Origin of the sequence: Microcoleus sp. S13_C3, from assembly GCF_036700905.1 — a bacterium.
Taxonomy (GTDB): Bacteria; Cyanobacteriota; Cyanobacteriia; order Cyanobacteriales; family Microcoleaceae; genus Microcoleus.
Window position 1 is genome coordinate 50,379 of record NZ_JAUBPT010000004.1, and the last position, 17,751, is coordinate 68,129.

Annotated in this window: 16 protein-coding genes; 3 read left to right on the forward strand and 13 right to left on the reverse strand. The window is 42.2% G+C overall.

Features of this window, described 5'->3' with window-relative positions:
* Positions 1–110: 110 nt before the first annotated feature.
* The 3 genes from QUA16_RS02155 to QUA16_RS36840 are packed head-to-tail and all read right to left on the reverse strand — an operon-like array spanning position 111 to position 950.
* Positions 111–401 carry a hypothetical protein gene (locus QUA16_RS02155; protein WP_445252138.1) on the reverse strand — a complete coding sequence of 97 codons (291 nt, stop codon included), beginning with the start codon at positions 399–401 and terminating at the stop codon, positions 111–113.
* A complete protein-coding gene (locus QUA16_RS36835) occupies positions 325–777 on the reverse strand; it encodes a hypothetical protein (RefSeq protein WP_445252139.1) in 453 nt (150 codons plus the stop codon). The genes QUA16_RS02155 and QUA16_RS36835 overlap by 77 nt, the downstream gene beginning before the upstream one ends.
* On the reverse strand, positions 771–950 hold the full coding sequence (locus QUA16_RS36840; protein WP_445252140.1) for a hypothetical protein: 180 nt from the start codon (positions 948–950) through the stop codon (positions 771–773). Before QUA16_RS36840 ends, QUA16_RS36835 begins: the two co-directional genes overlap by 7 nt.
* Before the next feature lie 121 nt (positions 951–1,071).
* On the opposite strand from QUA16_RS36840, the gene QUA16_RS02170 reads away from it, so the two are divergent.
* The 3 genes from QUA16_RS02170 (at position 1,072) to QUA16_RS02180 (ending at position 4,108) form a co-directional block, all read left to right on the forward strand.
* Positions 1,072–1,725: a DUF1190 domain-containing protein gene (locus tag QUA16_RS02170; RefSeq protein ID WP_333101734.1), complete on the forward strand. Its 654-nt coding sequence runs from the start codon at positions 1,072–1,074 to the stop codon at positions 1,723–1,725.
* Between the two features lie 331 nt (positions 1,726–2,056).
* Positions 2,057–3,364 (forward strand): glutathionylspermidine synthase family protein, encoded by a 1,308-nt coding sequence (locus QUA16_RS02175; RefSeq protein WP_333101735.1) that lies wholly within the window; start codon positions 2,057–2,059, stop codon positions 3,362–3,364.
* 18 nt (positions 3,365–3,382) lie between these two features.
* Positions 3,383–4,108 carry a hypothetical protein gene (locus tag QUA16_RS02180; RefSeq protein WP_333101737.1) on the forward strand — a complete coding sequence of 242 codons (726 nt, stop codon included), beginning with the start codon at positions 3,383–3,385 and terminating at the stop codon, positions 4,106–4,108.
* Between the two features lie 160 nt (positions 4,109–4,268).
* Here QUA16_RS02180 and QUA16_RS02185 read toward each other — a convergent pair whose 3' ends face one another.
* The 10 genes from QUA16_RS02185 to QUA16_RS02230 all read right to left on the reverse strand — a co-directional run bounded on the left by QUA16_RS02185 (position 4,269) and on the right by QUA16_RS02230 (position 17,747).
* Complete coding sequence (locus QUA16_RS02185; protein WP_333101738.1) at positions 4,269–5,018, reverse strand: amino acid ABC transporter ATP-binding protein; 750 nt, start codon at positions 5,016–5,018, stop codon at positions 4,269–4,271.
* On the reverse strand, positions 4,984–6,441 hold the full coding sequence (locus tag QUA16_RS02190) for an ABC transporter substrate-binding protein/permease (protein WP_333101739.1): 1,458 nt from the start codon (positions 6,439–6,441) through the stop codon (positions 4,984–4,986). The genes QUA16_RS02185 and QUA16_RS02190 overlap by 35 nt, the downstream gene beginning before the upstream one ends.
* 610 nt (positions 6,442–7,051) lie before the next feature.
* Positions 7,052–9,436, reverse strand: coding sequence for a TIGR03986 family type III CRISPR-associated RAMP protein (locus QUA16_RS02195; protein ID WP_333101741.1), 2,385 nt, complete (start codon positions 9,434–9,436; stop codon positions 7,052–7,054).
* Between the two features lie 39 nt (positions 9,437–9,475).
* Complete coding sequence (locus tag QUA16_RS02200) at positions 9,476–10,063, reverse strand: Uma2 family endonuclease (RefSeq protein WP_333101743.1); 588 nt, start codon at positions 10,061–10,063, stop codon at positions 9,476–9,478.
* A 72-nt stretch (positions 10,064–10,135) separates the two neighbouring features.
* The gene (gene csx19 / locus QUA16_RS02205; protein ID WP_333101744.1) at positions 10,136–10,750 is read right to left on the reverse strand and encodes a type III-D CRISPR-associated protein Csx19; all 615 of its coding nucleotides are present in this window, start codon (positions 10,748–10,750) and stop codon (positions 10,136–10,138) included.
* Entirely contained in the window at positions 10,743–12,293 is a 1,551-nt protein-coding gene (locus tag QUA16_RS02210) for an RAMP superfamily CRISPR-associated protein (RefSeq protein ID WP_333101746.1), read from the reverse strand. The genes csx19 and QUA16_RS02210 overlap by 8 nt, the downstream gene beginning before the upstream one ends.
* A complete protein-coding gene (locus QUA16_RS02215) occupies positions 12,286–13,977 on the reverse strand; it encodes a type III-B CRISPR module-associated Cmr3 family protein (protein WP_333101748.1) in 1,692 nt (563 codons plus the stop codon). Before QUA16_RS02215 ends, QUA16_RS02210 begins: the two co-directional genes overlap by 8 nt.
* A complete protein-coding gene (locus tag QUA16_RS02220; protein ID WP_333101750.1) occupies positions 13,974–14,690 on the reverse strand; it encodes an RAMP superfamily CRISPR-associated protein in 717 nt (238 codons plus the stop codon). Before QUA16_RS02220 ends, QUA16_RS02215 begins: the two co-directional genes overlap by 4 nt.
* 4 nt (positions 14,691–14,694) lie before the next feature.
* Complete coding sequence (locus QUA16_RS02225) at positions 14,695–16,314, reverse strand: Cas10/Cmr2 second palm domain-containing protein (protein WP_333101751.1); 1,620 nt, start codon at positions 16,312–16,314, stop codon at positions 14,695–14,697.
* The gene (locus tag QUA16_RS02230; protein ID WP_333101752.1) at positions 16,314–17,747 is read right to left on the reverse strand and encodes a hypothetical protein; all 1,434 of its coding nucleotides are present in this window, start codon (positions 17,745–17,747) and stop codon (positions 16,314–16,316) included. The genes QUA16_RS02225 and QUA16_RS02230 overlap by 1 nt, the downstream gene beginning before the upstream one ends.
* Positions 17,748–17,751: the final 4 nt, after the last annotated feature.

Consider the following 17,751-nt stretch of genomic DNA (forward strand, 5'->3'; position numbering starts at 1 on the left):
GATCGAGCCTCTCCAACCTGACGCACCCTACCGCAACTTTCTCTTTCCCCTCTAACTCTCTCTGTGTCCTCTGTGTCCTCTGCGGTTAAAAACTCTAATTCTTATATGAATTAAAGCATTTTTTCCAGAAATTGCTTGGCGCGATCGCACTTCGGGTTACTAAAAAACTCCTGCGGCGGCACATCTTCCGCCACCTTTCCCCCATCCAAAAACAAAATCCGGTGGGCGACTTCCCGCGCAAAACCCATTTCGTGAGTTACAATCGCCATCGTAATTCCCGTTTTTGTCAAAGCTTTCATCACATCTAACACTTCTTTAACCATTTCAGGATCGAGTGCAGAAGTCGGTTCGTCCATCCACAAAATATCCGGTTCCATAGCCAAACAGCGGGCGATCGCCACCCGCTGTTTTTGCCCCCCGAAAGCTGAGAAGGATAAACCTCTGCCTATCTGACAAACCCACTTTTTCCAGCAATTCTAACCCCTTCAGACGCGCATCATCCGATTCAATTTGCTTCACCTTTACAGGCGCATAGAGCGCATTTTGCAGCACAGTCATGTGCCCAAGTGGAAATGCTGAAAAACCATCCCTACTTTCTGGCGGATTTTCATAATATCTGCCTTCGGCAAAGTAATATCCACCTGTTGTCGGTTTAGTCGTACCGGGAGCACCGGGGGGAATGGGAGTATTTGAAGCAACGGCGATCGCCCTGCTGTCCGATCGCTTTTCTACGGGTATAATTCTGAGTGCGGTGGCTTTGTATCGGATAATTAGCATTCTGGCGGATGTTTCGGGTGCTGCTTTGGCAAAGCTCGATCGCCAGCGCGATCGGCACAGTAAAAAAAAGGTGAATTTGAAATAAAATATTTGAGGAATATAATTTGCTGCGATCGAGGAATCCCTGAATCGGGCAATCTAGTCAAAGCTATAATCAAAGTCGTGAGTGCCAACTCACAGACTTAGGTAAATTACTTGAACTTTGGCTGACCGTGTAAATCCAATCATCTCAGTGGCAGCAAATTCATCACATTACAGGTTCTTTGAAATAATGACTCTAACCTCCGGTTAGCCATGACTCATAACAACAATCGAACGACAACAATTCGTTACCTTCTAATTACATCAGGTGTACTGGCGATCGGTGGATTAGGCTATCTTGCTTATACCATGTTGCGGCAACCCAACGAAGTACGCTACTACGAATCCGAACAGCAATGTATTGTAGATGCGATGAACCAAAGCAACGGGTTCACCAAAGAGCAGTGTCAGGCCCAGTTCCGGTACGCAATGCAGGAATACGAACGCATTACGCCCGTGTATCGCACGCAGCCAGAATGCCAAGAAGACACAGCAAGCATTTGCTCGCAGGTATCGAATTCCAGCGTTGCTACCCCCGGATGGCGACCAGAGTTCGGCGGCTTCTATTTCACCGATGATGTCGATGATGATGCCCCTCCAACAGTGGTCAACGGCGGCCCCAGCGGCTCCTACACGATTTATCCAGTGCAACCCGTTTACCGCTCCAACATCGGAATTGTAACTCCAGATAGAACCCAGATTACTCGTCCCCTACAGGGCATACCGCTAGATTCTCCCTACTTTTCCTCCAGTCGCGACACCCCAAATCGCCCCCCAGGCCACGCAGCTCGCGGAACCATCAAGGGACGAGGGAGCTTTGGTAATTCTGTCCGCTCCACGGCTCCTTTGGGAAGCGGAGGCAAGTGATATCGATTCCGGTTGCACTCCTTATCATTGTTGAATGTTGACTGTTGACTGTTGACTGTTGACTGTTGACTGTTGACTGTTGACTGTTGACTGTTGACTGTAGAAGGAGGGGTCAAAAAAATGAAAATTGCGCGAATTATTCGTTGGCAGCTTGATTCGACTTTACGCCCGACTTTCTAAGCGCGGATTTGATATCATTTCGGCGCAGCCGGAATTGATATGATGCAAGCATTTTTGAGAGGCTATTCATCCTACAACTATTTTTTCTCTAGTTCTTTTCTCTGTTTTTGTAGCTCATTGAGTTCCACACCACTAGCAAGGCGCTTCAACCATGTATCCCTTTTTGTTTCAGCGACGACGCAACTGGCAGCAGCACGTATTAGATAACGCCTACCAATGTCAGCCTCTTGCAGACATCAAGCAACGCTACTGGGCAGAAGCCTTAGACCGTCCCTTTGGGGTGATGTTTTCGCGCCAGGAAGAGGCGAGGATCTGGGATGCTACTGAGGCTCTTTGGGATATGTGTGGGGAGTTTTTGGACTGGTTTTTCACCGCTGATGGCCTAGAAAATCGGATGAAAAAACTCGCTATTCCCCCTGCTTTCTGGGAAGCAATTCAGGTTTCGTGGGATCGGGTTGACGAAGCAGAAGATATGTCTCTTTATACCCGTTTCGATCTTGCCGTCACTGAAGATGGAAAAATTAGCCTTCTAGAAATCAACGGCGAAACTCCTCTATTGGGTGCAGAAACAGTCTATCAATGGCTGTGGTTAGATGACATGAAAAAAACAAGCCGAGATTTGATCTCGCTTCCCAACGATGCCAATCAGTTCAACAACTTTTGGGACGAAGTTGCGGGTCGATTCCGCACTCTAAGTCGTCATTATGATTTAAAGCAGTTCGGTCTGAGCTTGTTAATTGACGAGCATCTGTCAGAAGATACCGAGATGGCAGGACAACTGGTCGAAATTATTAATCAAGAATTGGGAAACGATCGCTTTTTCACCCAACTTGTAGGATTGCGTAACCATCTGGGCGTGGATGAAGAAGGATTTTTTGTCGATCAATTCAATAATCGGATCATGCGGCTGTGGAAAATCGTCGATTGGCTGGATTTGCAACTTGCAAGCGAATCTTTTAACGCAGATGAAGCCCTAGCATCGCGCCTGATAGCGGGGGACGTGAAAATCATTGAGCCGCTCTGGAAACAGATTTTAAGCAATAAAGGAGCGATGGTGTGGATGTGGGAATTATTTGGCAACCACCCAGTTTACGCTCAATTCTTGCTACCCACTTTCTTCACAGATACTATCTCGATCGAATCCACAGCATTACTGACCCAAATGCACGTCAAAAAGCCCCTCGTCGGTCTAGAAGGTGTTGGGGTTTCTATTGAAACAGGCGATTTTGTTGCGGGAGCCGTTCACGCCCGCGAGGCGATGGGCTACGATCGCGAAGGATTCATTATTCAGTCCTATCAACCCTTGCCCGAATATTTTGGCTACCACTTCGTCGTAGGTTCCTGGATTGTCGGCGATACTCCATCCGGCATCGTATTGCGCGGAGATACCAATCCGATCACCGGACGACATTGCTTAATCGTTCCGCATATCGTGAGCGATCGTCTAGTGAATACTTAAATTATAATCAGAAAAACTATGAAATTACAAACTCATGATGTCCGGGGAATTCCGATTCTTAGCAGTGAGTGGAGTGTAGATGAATTTATTGCCGATGAGTTTAAAATTCCCGAAGTCGCGCCTACAATTCAGGCTGGATTTATGGATCTCCTTAGCCGAGATGTGTTCTCTGAGGGAGACAGTCAGCCACTCTACGAGCACCTGCTATCTCGCAGTTCGGAGTTCTCGTTAGAATTCATGAGTGCGATCGAACTTTGGCTGCAAGACGAATTACGGCACTACGTTGCTCTACGTAAGGTCTATCACATGGTATCAGGTTTGTCCCCAGAGGCGATCGACCAAAAAAACCAGAGTCGGGTGCATGAACTCGAACCGATCTCGTTTCTGATTGAGAACGAATTCACCATTCTAGTTGGTTTAATGTTTGACGAAATGGGTTCCGTGTGGTCTTATCACCGGGATATTAAGGAATTCTACCAACACTATGGGAAGGGCTTTGCTCGCGTAGGACATTTGGTCACGCAGGATGAGGGGCGGCATTTTAGGAATGCTGCGACTCTCATCCAACATCGCCATCCCGACAAAATCGATCGGATCGAACCCTTATTAGAAAAGATTAGCGAAATGGAAGCCAATCTTGCTTATTATCCCAAGACTTTCTTTCTCGATCACGCTCAGGAAAGACACCGCTTCCCGAAAGATTTTAATACCCAGGTGATTCAAAGAATTCTCTCCTTTTTCTAACAGAATTACCAAGTTAATCATCGGATCAACATTATTATACTTTCCGTGCCGATCAAGCCTCTCCAACCTGACGCACCCTACCGCAACTTTCTCTTTCCCCTCTAACTCTCTCTGTGTCCTCTGTGTCCTCTGCGGTTAAAAACTCTAATCCTTATATGAATTAAAGCATTTTTTCCAGAAATTGCTTAGCGCGATCGCACTTCGGGTTACTAAAAAACTCCTGCGGCGGCACATCTTCCGCCACCTTTCCCCCATCCAGAAACAAAATCCGGTGGGCGACTTCCCGCGCAAAACCCATCTCGTGAGTTACAATTGCCATTGTAATGCCCGTTTTCGTCAAAGCTTTCATCACATCTAACACTTCTTTAACCATCTCTGGATCGAGTGCAGAAGTCGGTTCGTCCATCAACAAAATTTCCGGTTCCATAGCCAAACAGCGGGCGATCGCCACCCGCTGTTTTTGTCCCCCCGAAAGCTTAGAAGGATAAACGTCCGCCTTATCTGACAAACCCACTTTTTCCAGCAATTCTAACCCCTTGAGACGCGCCTCATCCTTAGCCACCTGCTTCACCTTGACAGGGGCATACATCACATTTTGCAGCACTGTCATGTGCGGAAACAAGTGGAAATGCTGAAAAACCATCCCCACTTTCTGGCGGATTTTCAGAATATCTACCTTCGGCAGAGTAATATCCACCCCCTCAATATATATGTGTCCAGAAGTGGGAATTTCCAGTAAATTCAAACACCGCAAAAAAGTAGACTTGCCGCACCCCGAAGGGCCGATAATGGCAATCACTTCTCCTTGATGAATCTCAGTAGTTATCTCGCGCAAAACCTTGAGATTGCCAAAAGATTTATACAGGCGATCGACCTTAACTGCTACTTTGGAGTCTGCGTTCGAGTACATTGGCCCCCCAAGTTAAACTAAGCACCATCAAATAATAAATTGCGCCGACAAATATCAAAGGTTCAAAGTAAATATACTTTTCTGCTCCCACAATTGTAGCGCGACGCAGCAAGTCTTCTACGCCAATTACTGAAACTAAAGCTGAATCCTTCAGCAAAGCAATACTTTCATTCACCAATGCAGGCAAAATATTTTTCAAGGCTTGCGGCAAGATTATATCGCCCATCATCAGTTTGTAGGGAACGCCAAGGGATTCTGCGGCTTCTTTTTGACCTTTATCTACGGCTTGAATTCCCGCGCGGATTGTTTCGGAAATATAAGCCCCAGAATTCAGGAAAAAAGTAATCACGCCAGCTTGCAGCGCCGATATATTATAGCCCGTAAGCTGCGGCGTTGCAAAATAAACTAAAGTCAACTGCAAAATTAGCGGTGTTCCGCGAAAAATTGAGGTGTAAGCAGTGGCAAACCAGAACAGCGGTTTAATGCTAGAAATCTTAAACAGAGACAGGACGATTCCCCAGATAAATCCGAGAAATGCCGACAGCAAGGTAAAAGTTAGCGTTACCCAAAGCCCGGACAAAATATAAGGCAGACTCGGCAAGATTTTGCCAAAATCTAACCCGAACTTGGGCGCTACCGGAGGCTGATTTGCTTGAGCAGTTTCTTGCGGAATCGGTCGAGAAAACCACTTAGTAGCTAGTTCCTTAATTTGACCGCTGGCTTTCATTTGCTGGAGGACTCGGTTGAATTCTGGAACTAATCTTGAACCTTTCGGAAAGGCGATCGCCGAACCGCTTTCTTCAGTATTCGGGATTGTGTTAAATTCCAAGTCCGGGTTCGCTGCTGCATAACCCGTAGCAACAGTATCCTCGATCACTCCTGCAGCGATGCGGTTCGATTTAATTTCTTGAATGATATCAGGAATCCTATTGAGAGCAGCCAGTTGCACACCAGGCATTTTTTTCACCGCTTCCTGCTGAATGCTTCCGAGTTGAACGCCTACTTTTTTCCCGGCTAAATCTTCAGCTTTGGTCAAATTGCTGCCTTTATTGGCGACAATTGTATTTTGAGCTTCGTAGTAAAGGTCAGAAAAATCAACATTTTTTTTCCTTTCTGCTGTGGGCGTCATTCCAGCCATCACAAAATCGGCTCTGCCCGCCTGCAAAGCGGGAATTAAGCCGTTAAAATCCATGCCAATTACTTTCAGTTCGTAGCCTAATTTTTTAGTAATATATTTGGCAATATCGATGTCAAAACCGATGATTTCGTTGCCACTAACAGCCGTATCTTTAAATTCATAGGGCGGGTAGTCTGGGGAAGTCGCCAGTGTTAAAGTCTTGTTGGCTTGGGCGTAGCTGGCGATCGCAATTAAACAAAGGGCGATCGCCGCCGCCAGCATTGATTTTAATTTTAAACGTTTCATGTCGAACATTGTGCTAAAAAATCCCCTCGCCACCAAAACATACCACAAATCGGAATCAAGTCACCTTTGTAAAGGAAGATATAGTCCTGGACGCACGGGTTTCCAGAAACCGGGTTTGATGGACAAACAAACTGCATAATTAGCTTTTAACAAGGGTAAAAAGCCCGGTTATAAAGGTATTAATGCGCCTAGGGCTAAAGATAGATAATTATGCCACTAAGTTATATTTAAAAAATGTCCTAAATGCACAGTTTTTAACATTTTAGAAAGTAAAGCTTGTCCGCACAACTCCCACCCATGTTGTACCGTTGTCCTATTTGCGATCGGTATTTGTAATCATCCAGCATATTCCATCTATATGTGGTACAAAGTATTCAGTAGATCAGAGCAAAAAATGCGATATTACTTCTAAGCCGCCGGGAACGATCGAGTGGGAGTGATTTGTCGTTAGTCATTAAGTAGGCGGACAGATTTTTTCGTCTGTCTGCTTATTGTGATTTTGGATAAAAGGGCGATTCCCTACGGGATAGCTACGCTTCACGGGCTTGAGGGGATGGGGGAGTGCGAAGGGCGATCGGCTCAACATTAGGGTTTGGATATTTAATGAAGTTTATTGAATTAACTTCACTATTCTAATACTTACTCCTCTAGTTTTAATAATACTGACTTTGACAATATCATTAATGGCGAGGGAAATAGTACGCTTATAAATCTCCTCTTTTGCCAGACAATCTGAGCCTTCAATCTCATAGGTAATGGTTGTTTTAAGTTTCTTGCCTTTTTGTACTTGAATATCAACTACCTTGGCATCAATTTCTTGTCCTTCTGAAAACCGTTGTGTTTCTTGACTAATTGAATCTTGAGGAGAAGGAGGAGATGGGCGATCGCTATCCAGTTTAATTCTCATCACATCTAAAGGGTTTGGTAGCACAAGACGCTCTTTATATTCATTTACTGTCTTATCGTTCCGTTTGACAGGACTACCAATGTGATGTTTGGCGGTGTCTCGTTCAATCTCCATATATCGAGTAGTTTCTTCAATATTTGCTGGCCCTGGCCAACTCAAAATAGCCAGCAACATCTGGATTCTACATAACTTTTCAAAGTCACCACTATAATTAAGTTGCTCCAGCATATAGTTTTCAAAGCATTGCTTATACTCTGAATCGTTTTTTAAATTTTCTGCGGTTTCCCAGTCGTTGCTGTTGTCACTGAATAACTGGGTGTAGCGTTTTTGGTGATCGCTCACATACAGCTTATTTTCAATCTTAACGGCTCCTAATCCCAAAGGCTTGCCCATGCCAAGTTTAAGACGATAGCGATCGTTTTGAGCAATATCGAGTACCCACAGCAGCGCACCTAGTTCAACTTTGCTCAGATTTTCAAAGTGAATGTAGAATTTAAAGCTAACTCCTTTGTTAATTGGTTTAATCAGAGTTGTTTGGGTATCAGAAACTTGTTTGGGGGAACCAATAACTTTTTTCGGGGTAGGAAGTTTGAAATCTGGAGCGCTTCCTTTATGCCAGTACAGCTTATGACCGCGAATCACCGTCTCTATAACAGGTTGGCTTGCATAATGTTTGAGTTGTGATTTATCTACATTGGGTTGAACTAGATAATGTGGAAAATAGCTTGGCTTTGGTTCAGATAGGATTTGTGGAGTTAATGGTTCGCTTTCATACCAGATACTATTTTGACTGCTTTGATATAAAGCATCAGTAACAAACACACGTCCTGCTCTTTGTTTATCAAAATCTTTAGGCAGTTTTTCATCTTTAGTTTCTTTTTTGACCCAACCAAATATTGCCTCAGCTAGATCGATTGAAGCTAATTTTCTCAAATCTTTAGGAATAAAATCTACTACAGTGGTTGCATGACCATTACCTTCAGGAGAGTACGGAATACGGAAATTAGGACTTTGCCCAAAAAAACATACTATATTTTTTCCCTTTTCAGGAGGACAGTAGAAGATGGGAGCATTTTCTTTTTCTTTTAATACTCCCCAATCCTTATCAAAGGGAGATTCTTTCTGAAAATCAGTCAAAGCATTACGATAATGCTCAATTGCTTTCTCATTTAGTCTCAACTTAGGAGAATTTGAACTTGCTTCAAATACTAAACATTCAAAAACTACACAGTGATTGCGACGAGGTGACGGTTCATTTCCTTGTTTCATGTTGCCACTGGTAACAAGTACACCTTTTTTTGGGTGAGTGTCAGGTAATTCGACATTATGAGCAAATAAGCGTTTAGCTCTATCTGTATTATCTACAGCTACACTTCTGTAGCTAACAGAAACATACTGAGGCTCATATTTATCATCATTGAATTTTTTAAATTTAGGCAAGTTAAGAGACGTTTCTCTAACCCAACAAAATGTTGCGCCTTGTTCAGTCTTAGCAGGTTGAATATACCATCCTTCACTATCTTTTTTAAGATAACCAGCTTTAATTTTTTCTGGAGCGACATACTTATTGTATTCTTCACCCCAAGATTCTTTAGTTTTATTTGCCGCTACTGCACGAAAAAATAGGCGATGCTCATCTGATACTCTATCAAGTTTACTAAAACTCACAATTTCAACTAGAGTTCGTAGCATCCCTCGTAAACTGCTACCAGGAACAATAGGAATAAGGTCGGTTCTGTATGTAAAAAATGGAGCTAAAACTGTTTTTCTTTCAGATTCCCATTGTTTTTTATCCTCTTCCCACTGTTTCTTCTGTTTCTCTCTCACATCTTTTGGTGGCTTTAAGTATTTTTCTGGGATCTCTGAATACTTAATAAAATTAGCTGGAGTCATTCCACAGCGAATATACAAAGGAGATTCAGTGGTCAAAGTGCATTCAATCCTTCCTGTGTGATAATCTGGATGATAGCGATCGCCCTCTGGTAAAGGTAGTTTAGCTTTGACAACTGTATCGGGAAGTTCGACAAAGTTATAAGGTGCGATCGCTCTTCTGTGAGCGGGAACTTCATCAATATGCTTAGGATTCATAATTCAATCTCCTTATAGTTCAGTAATTTCACTTAATCTCTATTGATTCTGTAACTCTTGCTCAAAACTAACCCCTTCATACAAAAGTTCGATCGCACATTCAAACTCAATACTTTCTAGAGCGATCGCCTCGCCAGCTTCATACTCATAATAAAGCCACATTTTACCTTCTCCTCGACGATAAACCTCAACTACTATTTCTTCTGAATCAACTAAGACATATTCTTGCAAACTCGGAATCTGGCGATAATATTTGAGTTTTTTGGTGCGATCGTAAGTTTCTGTACCGGGCGAAAGAACCTCAACAATGACTTTAGGATTTTGAATGAAATCGCGCGCTTTCAAGTCATCTGAGTCGCAGGTTACAACTAAATCGGGATAGAAATAACGACTACTTTTAATAGGTTGAACTTTCGCATCTGACACATAAGCTTGACAACCTCTGTGACGTAAATGAGGTCTTAGGGCTGTATAAAAGTTGAGAGCAACGCTGTTATGAGGAAGAGTACCCCCAGTCATTGCCAAAATTTCGCCATCAATATATTCATAACGAAGTTCTTGCTTGGCTTCCCATTCTACGTATTCTTCCGCCGTCATTTTTTGATATTGTTCGCGATTGGCGATCATAGTTCGCTCCTTGATGGAATGTATTCCTATTTTAACAAGTGTTTTTGAAATTACATAACTGGTTACTAAAATCTACTTTTTTGGATGAGAATATAAATCTACCAGGCGACTCAGATAAATTCTGGCTACACCGCTCTCATCATCATAATCAATATAATGACGTACTTTCAAACGTAAGGGGCGAGAATCTTTACCTGTGAAAGTAATCCCAGTTAAAGGTACAGCGTGTTTTAATCCTTGAGAACCATCTGAAACTAAACTAAATCCCTTTGATTCTTTCTCTACTTTAGTTCCCCAAAGGATTTGATCTTCATCTGGGAGGCATTTTGGTTTATTGTCATCTTGAACTAGACGTGCTTTCCAGTTTTGACCGACTTTCCAAAGCATAACTTCAGCATTTTTACCAAAGATTCGACATTGTTGGAGAGTAGGCGATCGCAATTTAGCCAATTGGGGAAATACATCCTCATCTCCTGATGTCACCAACTTGTAGTCATCGCCTCTAAATTTACCCCAAATTACTCCATCATCAGCATGAGCTAATAACCAAATTACTCTATCGTCACCATGAGATAATAAGTTTTGAAATTGATACTGCTTTGCCTTAGCTTGTAACCAGTTGTACAAAGAAGGCGTATCCATAATATCCTGAGTATCTTCAAGGGTTTTGCAATCGGGTTTATTCATTAGCATTCAATACCTCAGTTGGATAATTGACTAATTTTTGAAAAAATTTTTCTAATCTACCAGAATCGCTCACTACAAGGGGTTCTTTTTCACCTGTTTGATTGATCGTCCATACCTCTTTATGCTGTAACTTTTTTTCCCGATCCCAGATATACTGGGTCAAGGTTGCGTTTTTTCCCTGTAACCTTCCCCGCCCGATACTACTTTCACCTCCAACAGGTAAATCACTTGTCCATAAATCTTTCAGCAAGAGTAACAATAATCCAATTTCATGGTTGTATGGATTGCGTAACTCTAGTTCAATAGTGACAATGGTTTTATCACCACCAAAGATAGGTTGTTCCTCAAATAATGCACCGTGATACGCACCACCTGTAAAGCGATCGATCGCAATCCGATTTTGTACTAATTCAGTTGCATCTTTGATAACTTTTTCATGGACAACTAAACGGCTTGCTTTTGCCTGTTTGCTTTTATCCTTGCTAAAGTCAGGGCCAAATACTTCATCAATGATGCTTGTTGGCTTCTCAAGGGTATTAATAATCCTCTCAGCACGATGCCGTAATACTCCTGCTAAACTCGTACCAGATAATACTGATACTGGATTAGTTTCGTTATGTCGATGAGATTTTAAGTGTACAACATCAGGGGCGCGTCCAGTAGAATCTTGACCAGAACGAATGAGGAGAGAACCAGCTAATTTGAAAGTGGCGTGGATGAGGAAGCGATCGCGCTTATCCTCCCAGTCTTCTGCTACCTCAAGTCCTGCTTGTTTCATTGCTTCGACAATTGAAGCATCAACAGCGGGTGGTTTACTACAGGGTGGGTCAGTTAACCAAGAATGGTCAAGGGTTAACCAAGCCATGCGATCGCCTGGATCTTCCAGATTAAAATTCCAAACCTGCCAGTTATGAACTTTACAGCGGCCGAAACCGCGTCGCTTTTTCATACCGAGGCTGATTTCACCTTTTTCTAAGCCGGAGAGTGCGATCGCTAATCCTTTTAGTAAATCAGCTTCATTAGCTTCTCTCTCGACCAAGAGTTCAAAACTTAGAGGAAATTCTGTCCCAGCTTGCAGCAACTCTAAGTCATACTTAGCTTTATCTTCTGCGGTTCCTGTACCCCCATTGATTTTTACTCCATCTCTGAGTTCAGCTTTGATTGGTTTAGTGCCGATCGCATCATCAATAATCAGAAGACTTTGAGTATCTTGTTCTCTTAACTTAATCTTTTCTTTTTCACTTTTATCCTTTTCATCTTTATAGGCAAAGAGGTCTCCAAATAGTTTGGCTGCTAAGTCGTAGCGTCTGTCGCTTTCTTGATATCCCTTCTTTCGTTCCCGCAAATAATTTCGTAAAGCGCCCCCAATAGATGAACCTGTTAGTAAAGCATGGTTACTGATACTATCGCGAAGCAACGGCAAATCAATAGGACTATCTGCATCACCACTTCCCAGACTGGTGGGTGTATCTAATACTAGAGTGCCGCGTACAATAATCCGCTTGATAATATGGCGATTTGACTTATGACGCAGTTCAGTCATTATTTTTCTCCTTCATGGTCTTTTTTGCAACTGCTATAATTAACCGTAGCGAATATTCTAGCGCTAGGTAATTATCAAAACCTTGCGGTACACTAGCAATCGTCACAGTTGGTTTACCAGCAACCACTAAATCTGTAGTTTGTGGATCGCTACGCCAAGAGTTATTAAGCCAGCTATCTGGAAAATCCAGCCAATTATGAATTTTCTCATCCAGTCTTTCACCTGTGGTGAGTCTGATACTCTCAAATTGTTTGCGAGCATTAGATGGCAAATTGCGTAGTAACTCACGAACAGGCTCAGCTAATTCTGTAATAGTCTTACGTTCAGCTTCCGGTTTGTCATTCTCGATATCAAGCTCAGACAATGCCTTTCTAGTTACAATCATTAATCGAGAAAGTTGACTATTTGAAATTTGCTCTTTCTTGGTCATTTCGATACTGCTAACTTCCTTTAACAACAGTTGATCGAGTTTTGTCCGTAGTATTGTAGTAGCTATATTTGTAGCAATTTTTAATGATTCGGGTGCTAATGATTCAGGTGTGTTAGCGGATTTGCGTTCGGACTGTGGCAGTCTTGCCTTGTATTCTGTATGTTCATCATTTAACCAGTTGGTGAGCACTCGTCCAAAACCATCTACCCTCCTCTCTCCAATGCCTTGTTCCTCAAGTAGTTTAATTCTTTGCAAATCCAGGTTAACTTTGTGAAAAACAAAGACACTTCCTGCTGCCAAAGCTAGAGTTTGAGGTAAAGGTAGTCCCCATTTCCGATTGAATCCTCCAACAATAAGACTGCTGGCATATATTCCCCCTTTTTGAAATTCAAGTTCTACATTTAGCGATGCTGAAAGTAGCTGACGTAATACTTCAGGCTCGGCTACTAATTGTCCCCATTCATTGCGTAGAATCATGTCACTGAGAAGCGTAATCGTTAAATTTTCGTTTTGTTCTATTCGCTCTTCAGTGGCCATTCCTACTTCATGGCAATCGTCATCGTTTGATATTAGCTCTATTGTGGTGTGACCGTAGCCTGCGCTTTGGGAACCACCTAACCAGATATCCTTTGGTTGCAGTAAAGATTCAATGATATCTTTATCGTCTTGAGAGTCGCATAAGACAAGTGCTTGAAAAGTCTGCTTTGCATCTATGGCATCGTAGCAAAATATAGCACCGTTAGCCTCTGTTCCTCTGCCTTTTTTGCGATCGCGCTGATTGTGAATATTGATTCGTCGCTTCACTCTGTACAAAACTACATCTTCATCTTGAACTGTACAGAATTTTTCATCTAACAATTTTGGAGATAAATCTTCATCTCGCTCATCAACGGGAATCTTGCTGAAATCGTATATCGTTCGATCTTCGGTTTCCGAAAATTCCACACCTTTCTCCTTGTACCAGGAACGCGGTACAGGCAAAGTACGCTTTTGATGAATATCGGCAGGATAAGCATTCAAGTAACGGGTTTTCTCATCGTCAAAAAACAATCGGGTTACATCTGGGAAACTCTGATTATCTAAAATATCATCGGTTTCTCGCAGTCCATGACGCTTGAGATAGCGGCCAATCAGCACCCCGCGAATCATGCTGCCAGGAATATAGGGATAGGATACATCACTGTTAGGATCTCCCTGTAGGGATGTCGCTAGAATCGGTTGCTGAGTATGCAATAAAAACGTAACTGCTTTCATCTGATTCTCCCAAAACGCTCGATAGAATCCATATCTTTTGTAATCTCATTGCTAGAGTTGTACAGGCTGCATTGTACGTGACCCCGACCTCGATTGCGTCCGCTTCCAATACGTCGCAGTGCTAATGTACCCACTGCCATAAGCGCTAACATATCTTTATCGTCATCAGAACCTTTATTGAGTTCAGTTTCAAATAAAAGTTTTGATTCAAAAGGCAATTCTCGCAGAATTACACGAGCCGATCGCAAGCTGTGTTCAGTAGGTGCGCCATCTTCTGGATCGATCGCAGTCTGACGACGAATGGTAGTAAGAGATTCTAGAATATCTGTGGAAGTTAGAACGGGTTTATATGTAGGGTTCCTTCGCTTTCTATCTTGCTCTGCATCTAGCTGTGCTGCGATCGCCTTTCGTAGATCGCCCGGTAAACAAGCATCTCCAACATGAATTTTTGCCTGACTTTCCAGGGTACTTCCTGGTATACCAAACAAACGATCTGCAATTTTTTGCCAGTGCTGACGCTGATTATCATCAGGTAACACAGCTATTAAGTTATCGCATTCTTCACTAAGCAAGCCTTTAAGAGTGCGTCCCCGTAAATAGGGAAATCCATAGCGATCGTGTTCTACCTCTTGGTCAACTAAACCTGCTACTCCATCACCACGTCCAAAGGTAGTATCGCTCCAAAGTTTAATTTTGAGGGTATAGGTACTCATCGGGTTATTCTTCGATAGAGGTGTAAAAATCCATTGCTTCAATCACGTCAAAATACCCGCAGATGTCTTTATACCAACCTTCTTTTGCAAGATCTGAATTTGCTTCTGTAAAAGCAGGTAGGCTCTCTAGACTGTAAGCTTGGATAAATTGCGCTGTTGCTTTCTTACCTTGTCGCAATACTTCGCGTAGAGCCATAACTTTGTTGCGGCGATCCTTCCAGTCCTTATGTGTATTGAAATCATTGAGTACCTGGGAAAAACCAGCCCAAGTACGCCACTGCTTTGGGCAAGAGTGCGACCGCATGGGGCGCATTGTTAAAGAAGCAGGTTTATCAAGATCTGGAATTTGGACGCGGTACTCGCGATCGCGAATTTCACCAATACTTCCCAAAAGACCACTAGCTGCAATATGCCAATCAAGGGCAGAAAATAAAGGTTTTTCATAGTCATTTGTTTCTTGCCGCATCCATTGTTTAGCTTGACTGCATAATGCTTCACTCAACGCATAAGCTCGTGAAAAGGGATAGTGAGTTTTAACAATCGCAATTCCCGCACAAGCTGTTGCTTTACCTTTTCCATCAGGTAAATCCTGAGTAAATTCCTCAAATTTTTCTAAGAATTTAACTGCTAACGATAAACCTAATCGTCCATCACACACAAAAGTAACATCATCACCACCGTACACAATTGGGCGAAATGGTAAGTAGTTATCTTTAATCTCAAATTTCTCTTGATCAACTAACTTAATTACTGCACGACCCACTGCTTCCAATGCTCTGCGGCTAGCTTCACTAACTCCCCAGGAAAGCTTACGCATTGCAATAATAAACTTTGGGTTATCAGATTGGCTTTTTCCATAACTTTCAAATCGTTTCCCCATCTGATTGCCATCAATATGAACAACAGCAATATAGCTGCTTTCATTTTCGGATCGTCCTAAATCATCAACATCTAGAGGGATATCGTACTGTTCGTTACGCTTTCTAGGTTTGCGATCGTCAAATAGTATTTTTCTCAATTCCCCGTTAGCTTCATTAACTTTATCCAGCTTTTTAACAACTTCTCTGGATATTGGTTTTGTAACTCCATCAATTTCTCTTATTTCTACAGCGACTAATCCAGTTGAAACACAGCTAGCTGTCACTCCTAAACCCAATAAAGGAGCCGAAGGTCTTGGTTTTCTTTTTTGAATGTCTAGCTTGCCTTTGATTAGGTCATTTTCAATGACATTTTGTAACAACCTCTGATTCCAATTAAATGATTGATGGGCAATTTCAACATTAAGTCCTGGGGCTTGAAAAAGTATCTTTTTGCTCCAAGCTTCAGTAAACTTTATGGCATAGTTTTCTTCCGTATCTCGGAATAATAAAAACGTATTGCCACCACCGGAGTAGATTAACTCAGCAATAATTTCAGGCTTTTCGTTAATGCGCGGTTCAGCTTGACTGGGATTGCGATCGGGAATGTAAACATTACCCATATCTGCCAAACATTCTTTCACCCAATCATCCGTCGCTAACTTCACCAAGTAAGAACCAGCAACATTTTCCTTCAGTCGGTTACTGCCAAAAATGTACTTCTGAATTCCCGTGGTATCAATTACTGTGGCAATATATTTACTCATTATTTATCTACCCCCTGAATCCAGGTTTTCAGTTTTTCTGATAGGTCGGCCAGGTCGTTTAAACCAAAAACATTCACCTTATCATCTTTAATTTGAGACATAAAACCTTTTTTGATTTTCTCAGGCTTGTCATAGCAGCAGACTAAAGCAACTCGTGCCTCATCTCCCCCCATTTGTCGCGCTCGACGATAAGCTTCAAATAGTTTTAACTTGCATAACCCAGGCTCAGTATCAGTCGTACAGGAAAGTGCAAAAAGTTGATACCCTCGCAAAAATGCCACATCAAATTCAAAATGACCAATATCATCATTTTCAGGAAAATTAAATGACATTCCTACTTCATCTATTAACCTTTCCTCATCTTTTTTTATTTTTTCATCAATCTCTTTTTGCTCTTGTTCCTGAATGTCTTTTAAATTCTGTAAAACATAATCTTCTAACCAAACTCCCTCAAGCCATTTACAGATTTCTTTTGGATATTTATTTTTATCTTTAGCTTTACTGGGTTTTGGTATTAAGCTTGCGTGTTCTAGGTTTTGTATAGATAAATAGCCATTTTCGTCGCAGAGTTTATGTTGTTGTAGAATGTTAGTTATTTCTTGTGGCAATTCTTGAAGAGGCAAGGCTAGTTGTCTAAGCTCAGTAGCATTTTTCCAGTCACTTAATTCAAAAAATTTTTCTATTTCATTATTGGCATTTGTGAATTCTCCTAGCTCTATCTTCTGTCTGGCTTCTAGACGCAGTAACTTGTAACACCAATTTCGCCACTCATATTTGTGCTTTACTATAGCCTTTACTAACTCAGAAAACGTGACTTTAGTTTTAGGTGGCTTGCTGAGATTAAAACCATGTAACTTAAAGAGCTTTTCTAACGAAAAATCGAGATCCTCTTTAGGTATATCTAAAGGATCGGGATTAGTTGGCTGGTCAATCAGCATCTTGAGGTTACGGGAATCTAAGTAACTGAAGATAGGTTCAGGGTTGAGCTTGTATTGAGGCTCTTCAAGTCTTAATTGAGGCTCTTCAAGTCTTGGCTGAAGTAGTGCTTGATAAGCATGAACTGCCATTGCTTTTGTCCCACCTGTGTAGTTCAACCCAAAGCGCTGCTTATTTGCATGATCTGGTTTTTTTTGAATTTCTTTCACTATTTTCCAAATCTTTTTCTTGATTTCGGCAGCATTGGATTCGTTGTTATCCAGTGACCACATTTCTTGGTCACTTAAACCTAATGCTTCCTGAAGACGTTCAGCCGGTTTTTGGGTGTATTCGGTGAACACTAGATAGGGCTTGCCACCTTCTGCTAGCAAGGTTTTCGCCGCCACATAGTTAGGCAAAGGGTTCTCGCCAACCAGCAAAAACAGGTGGTCAACTTTGTACTTGTCGAACTCAGATGTACTCATAAAGCCTGTCTCTCCGTCTTGCTCAACTTTCATGCCG

What these genes read in the sequence shown, in the direction of transcription:
- QUA16_RS02215 (WP_333101748.1), bottom strand. Translation starts at nt 13,977, where the DNA reads ATGAAAGCAGTTACGTTTTTATTGCATACTCAGCAACCGATTCTAGCG.
- QUA16_RS02185 (WP_333101738.1), bottom strand. Translation starts at nt 5,018, where the DNA reads ATGTACTCGAACGCAGACTCCAAAGTAGCAGTTAAGGTCGATCGCCTG.
- QUA16_RS02210 (WP_333101746.1), bottom strand. Translation starts at nt 12,293, where the DNA reads ATGACTGAACTGCGTCATAAGTCAAATCGCCATATTATCAAGCGGATT.
- QUA16_RS02180 (WP_333101737.1), top strand. Translation starts at nt 3,383, where the DNA reads ATGAAATTACAAACTCATGATGTCCGGGGAATTCCGATTCTTAGCAGT.
- QUA16_RS36835 (WP_445252139.1), bottom strand. Translation starts at nt 777, where the DNA reads ATGCTAATTATCCGATACAAAGCCACCGCACTCAGAATTATACCCGTA.
- QUA16_RS02195 (WP_333101741.1), bottom strand. Translation starts at nt 9,436, where the DNA reads ATGAATCCTAAGCATATTGATGAAGTTCCCGCTCACAGAAGAGCGATC.
- QUA16_RS02175 (WP_333101735.1), top strand. Translation starts at nt 2,057, where the DNA reads ATGTATCCCTTTTTGTTTCAGCGACGACGCAACTGGCAGCAGCACGTA.
- QUA16_RS02220 (WP_333101750.1), bottom strand. Translation starts at nt 14,690, where the DNA reads ATGAGTACCTATACCCTCAAAATTAAACTTTGGAGCGATACTACCTTT.
- QUA16_RS02170 (WP_333101734.1), top strand. Translation starts at nt 1,072, where the DNA reads ATGACTCATAACAACAATCGAACGACAACAATTCGTTACCTTCTAATT.
- csx19 (WP_333101744.1), bottom strand. Translation starts at nt 10,750, where the DNA reads ATGAATAAACCCGATTGCAAAACCCTTGAAGATACTCAGGATATTATG.
- QUA16_RS02225 (WP_333101751.1), bottom strand. Translation starts at nt 16,314, where the DNA reads ATGAGTAAATATATTGCCACAGTAATTGATACCACGGGAATTCAGAAG.
- QUA16_RS02190 (WP_333101739.1), bottom strand. Translation starts at nt 6,441, where the DNA reads ATGAAACGTTTAAAATTAAAATCAATGCTGGCGGCGGCGATCGCCCTT.
- QUA16_RS02200 (WP_333101743.1), bottom strand. Translation starts at nt 10,063, where the DNA reads ATGATCGCCAATCGCGAACAATATCAAAAAATGACGGCGGAAGAATAC.
- QUA16_RS02230 (WP_333101752.1), bottom strand. Translation starts at nt 17,747, where the DNA reads ATGAAAGTTGAGCAAGACGGAGAGACAGGCTTTATGAGTACATCTGAG.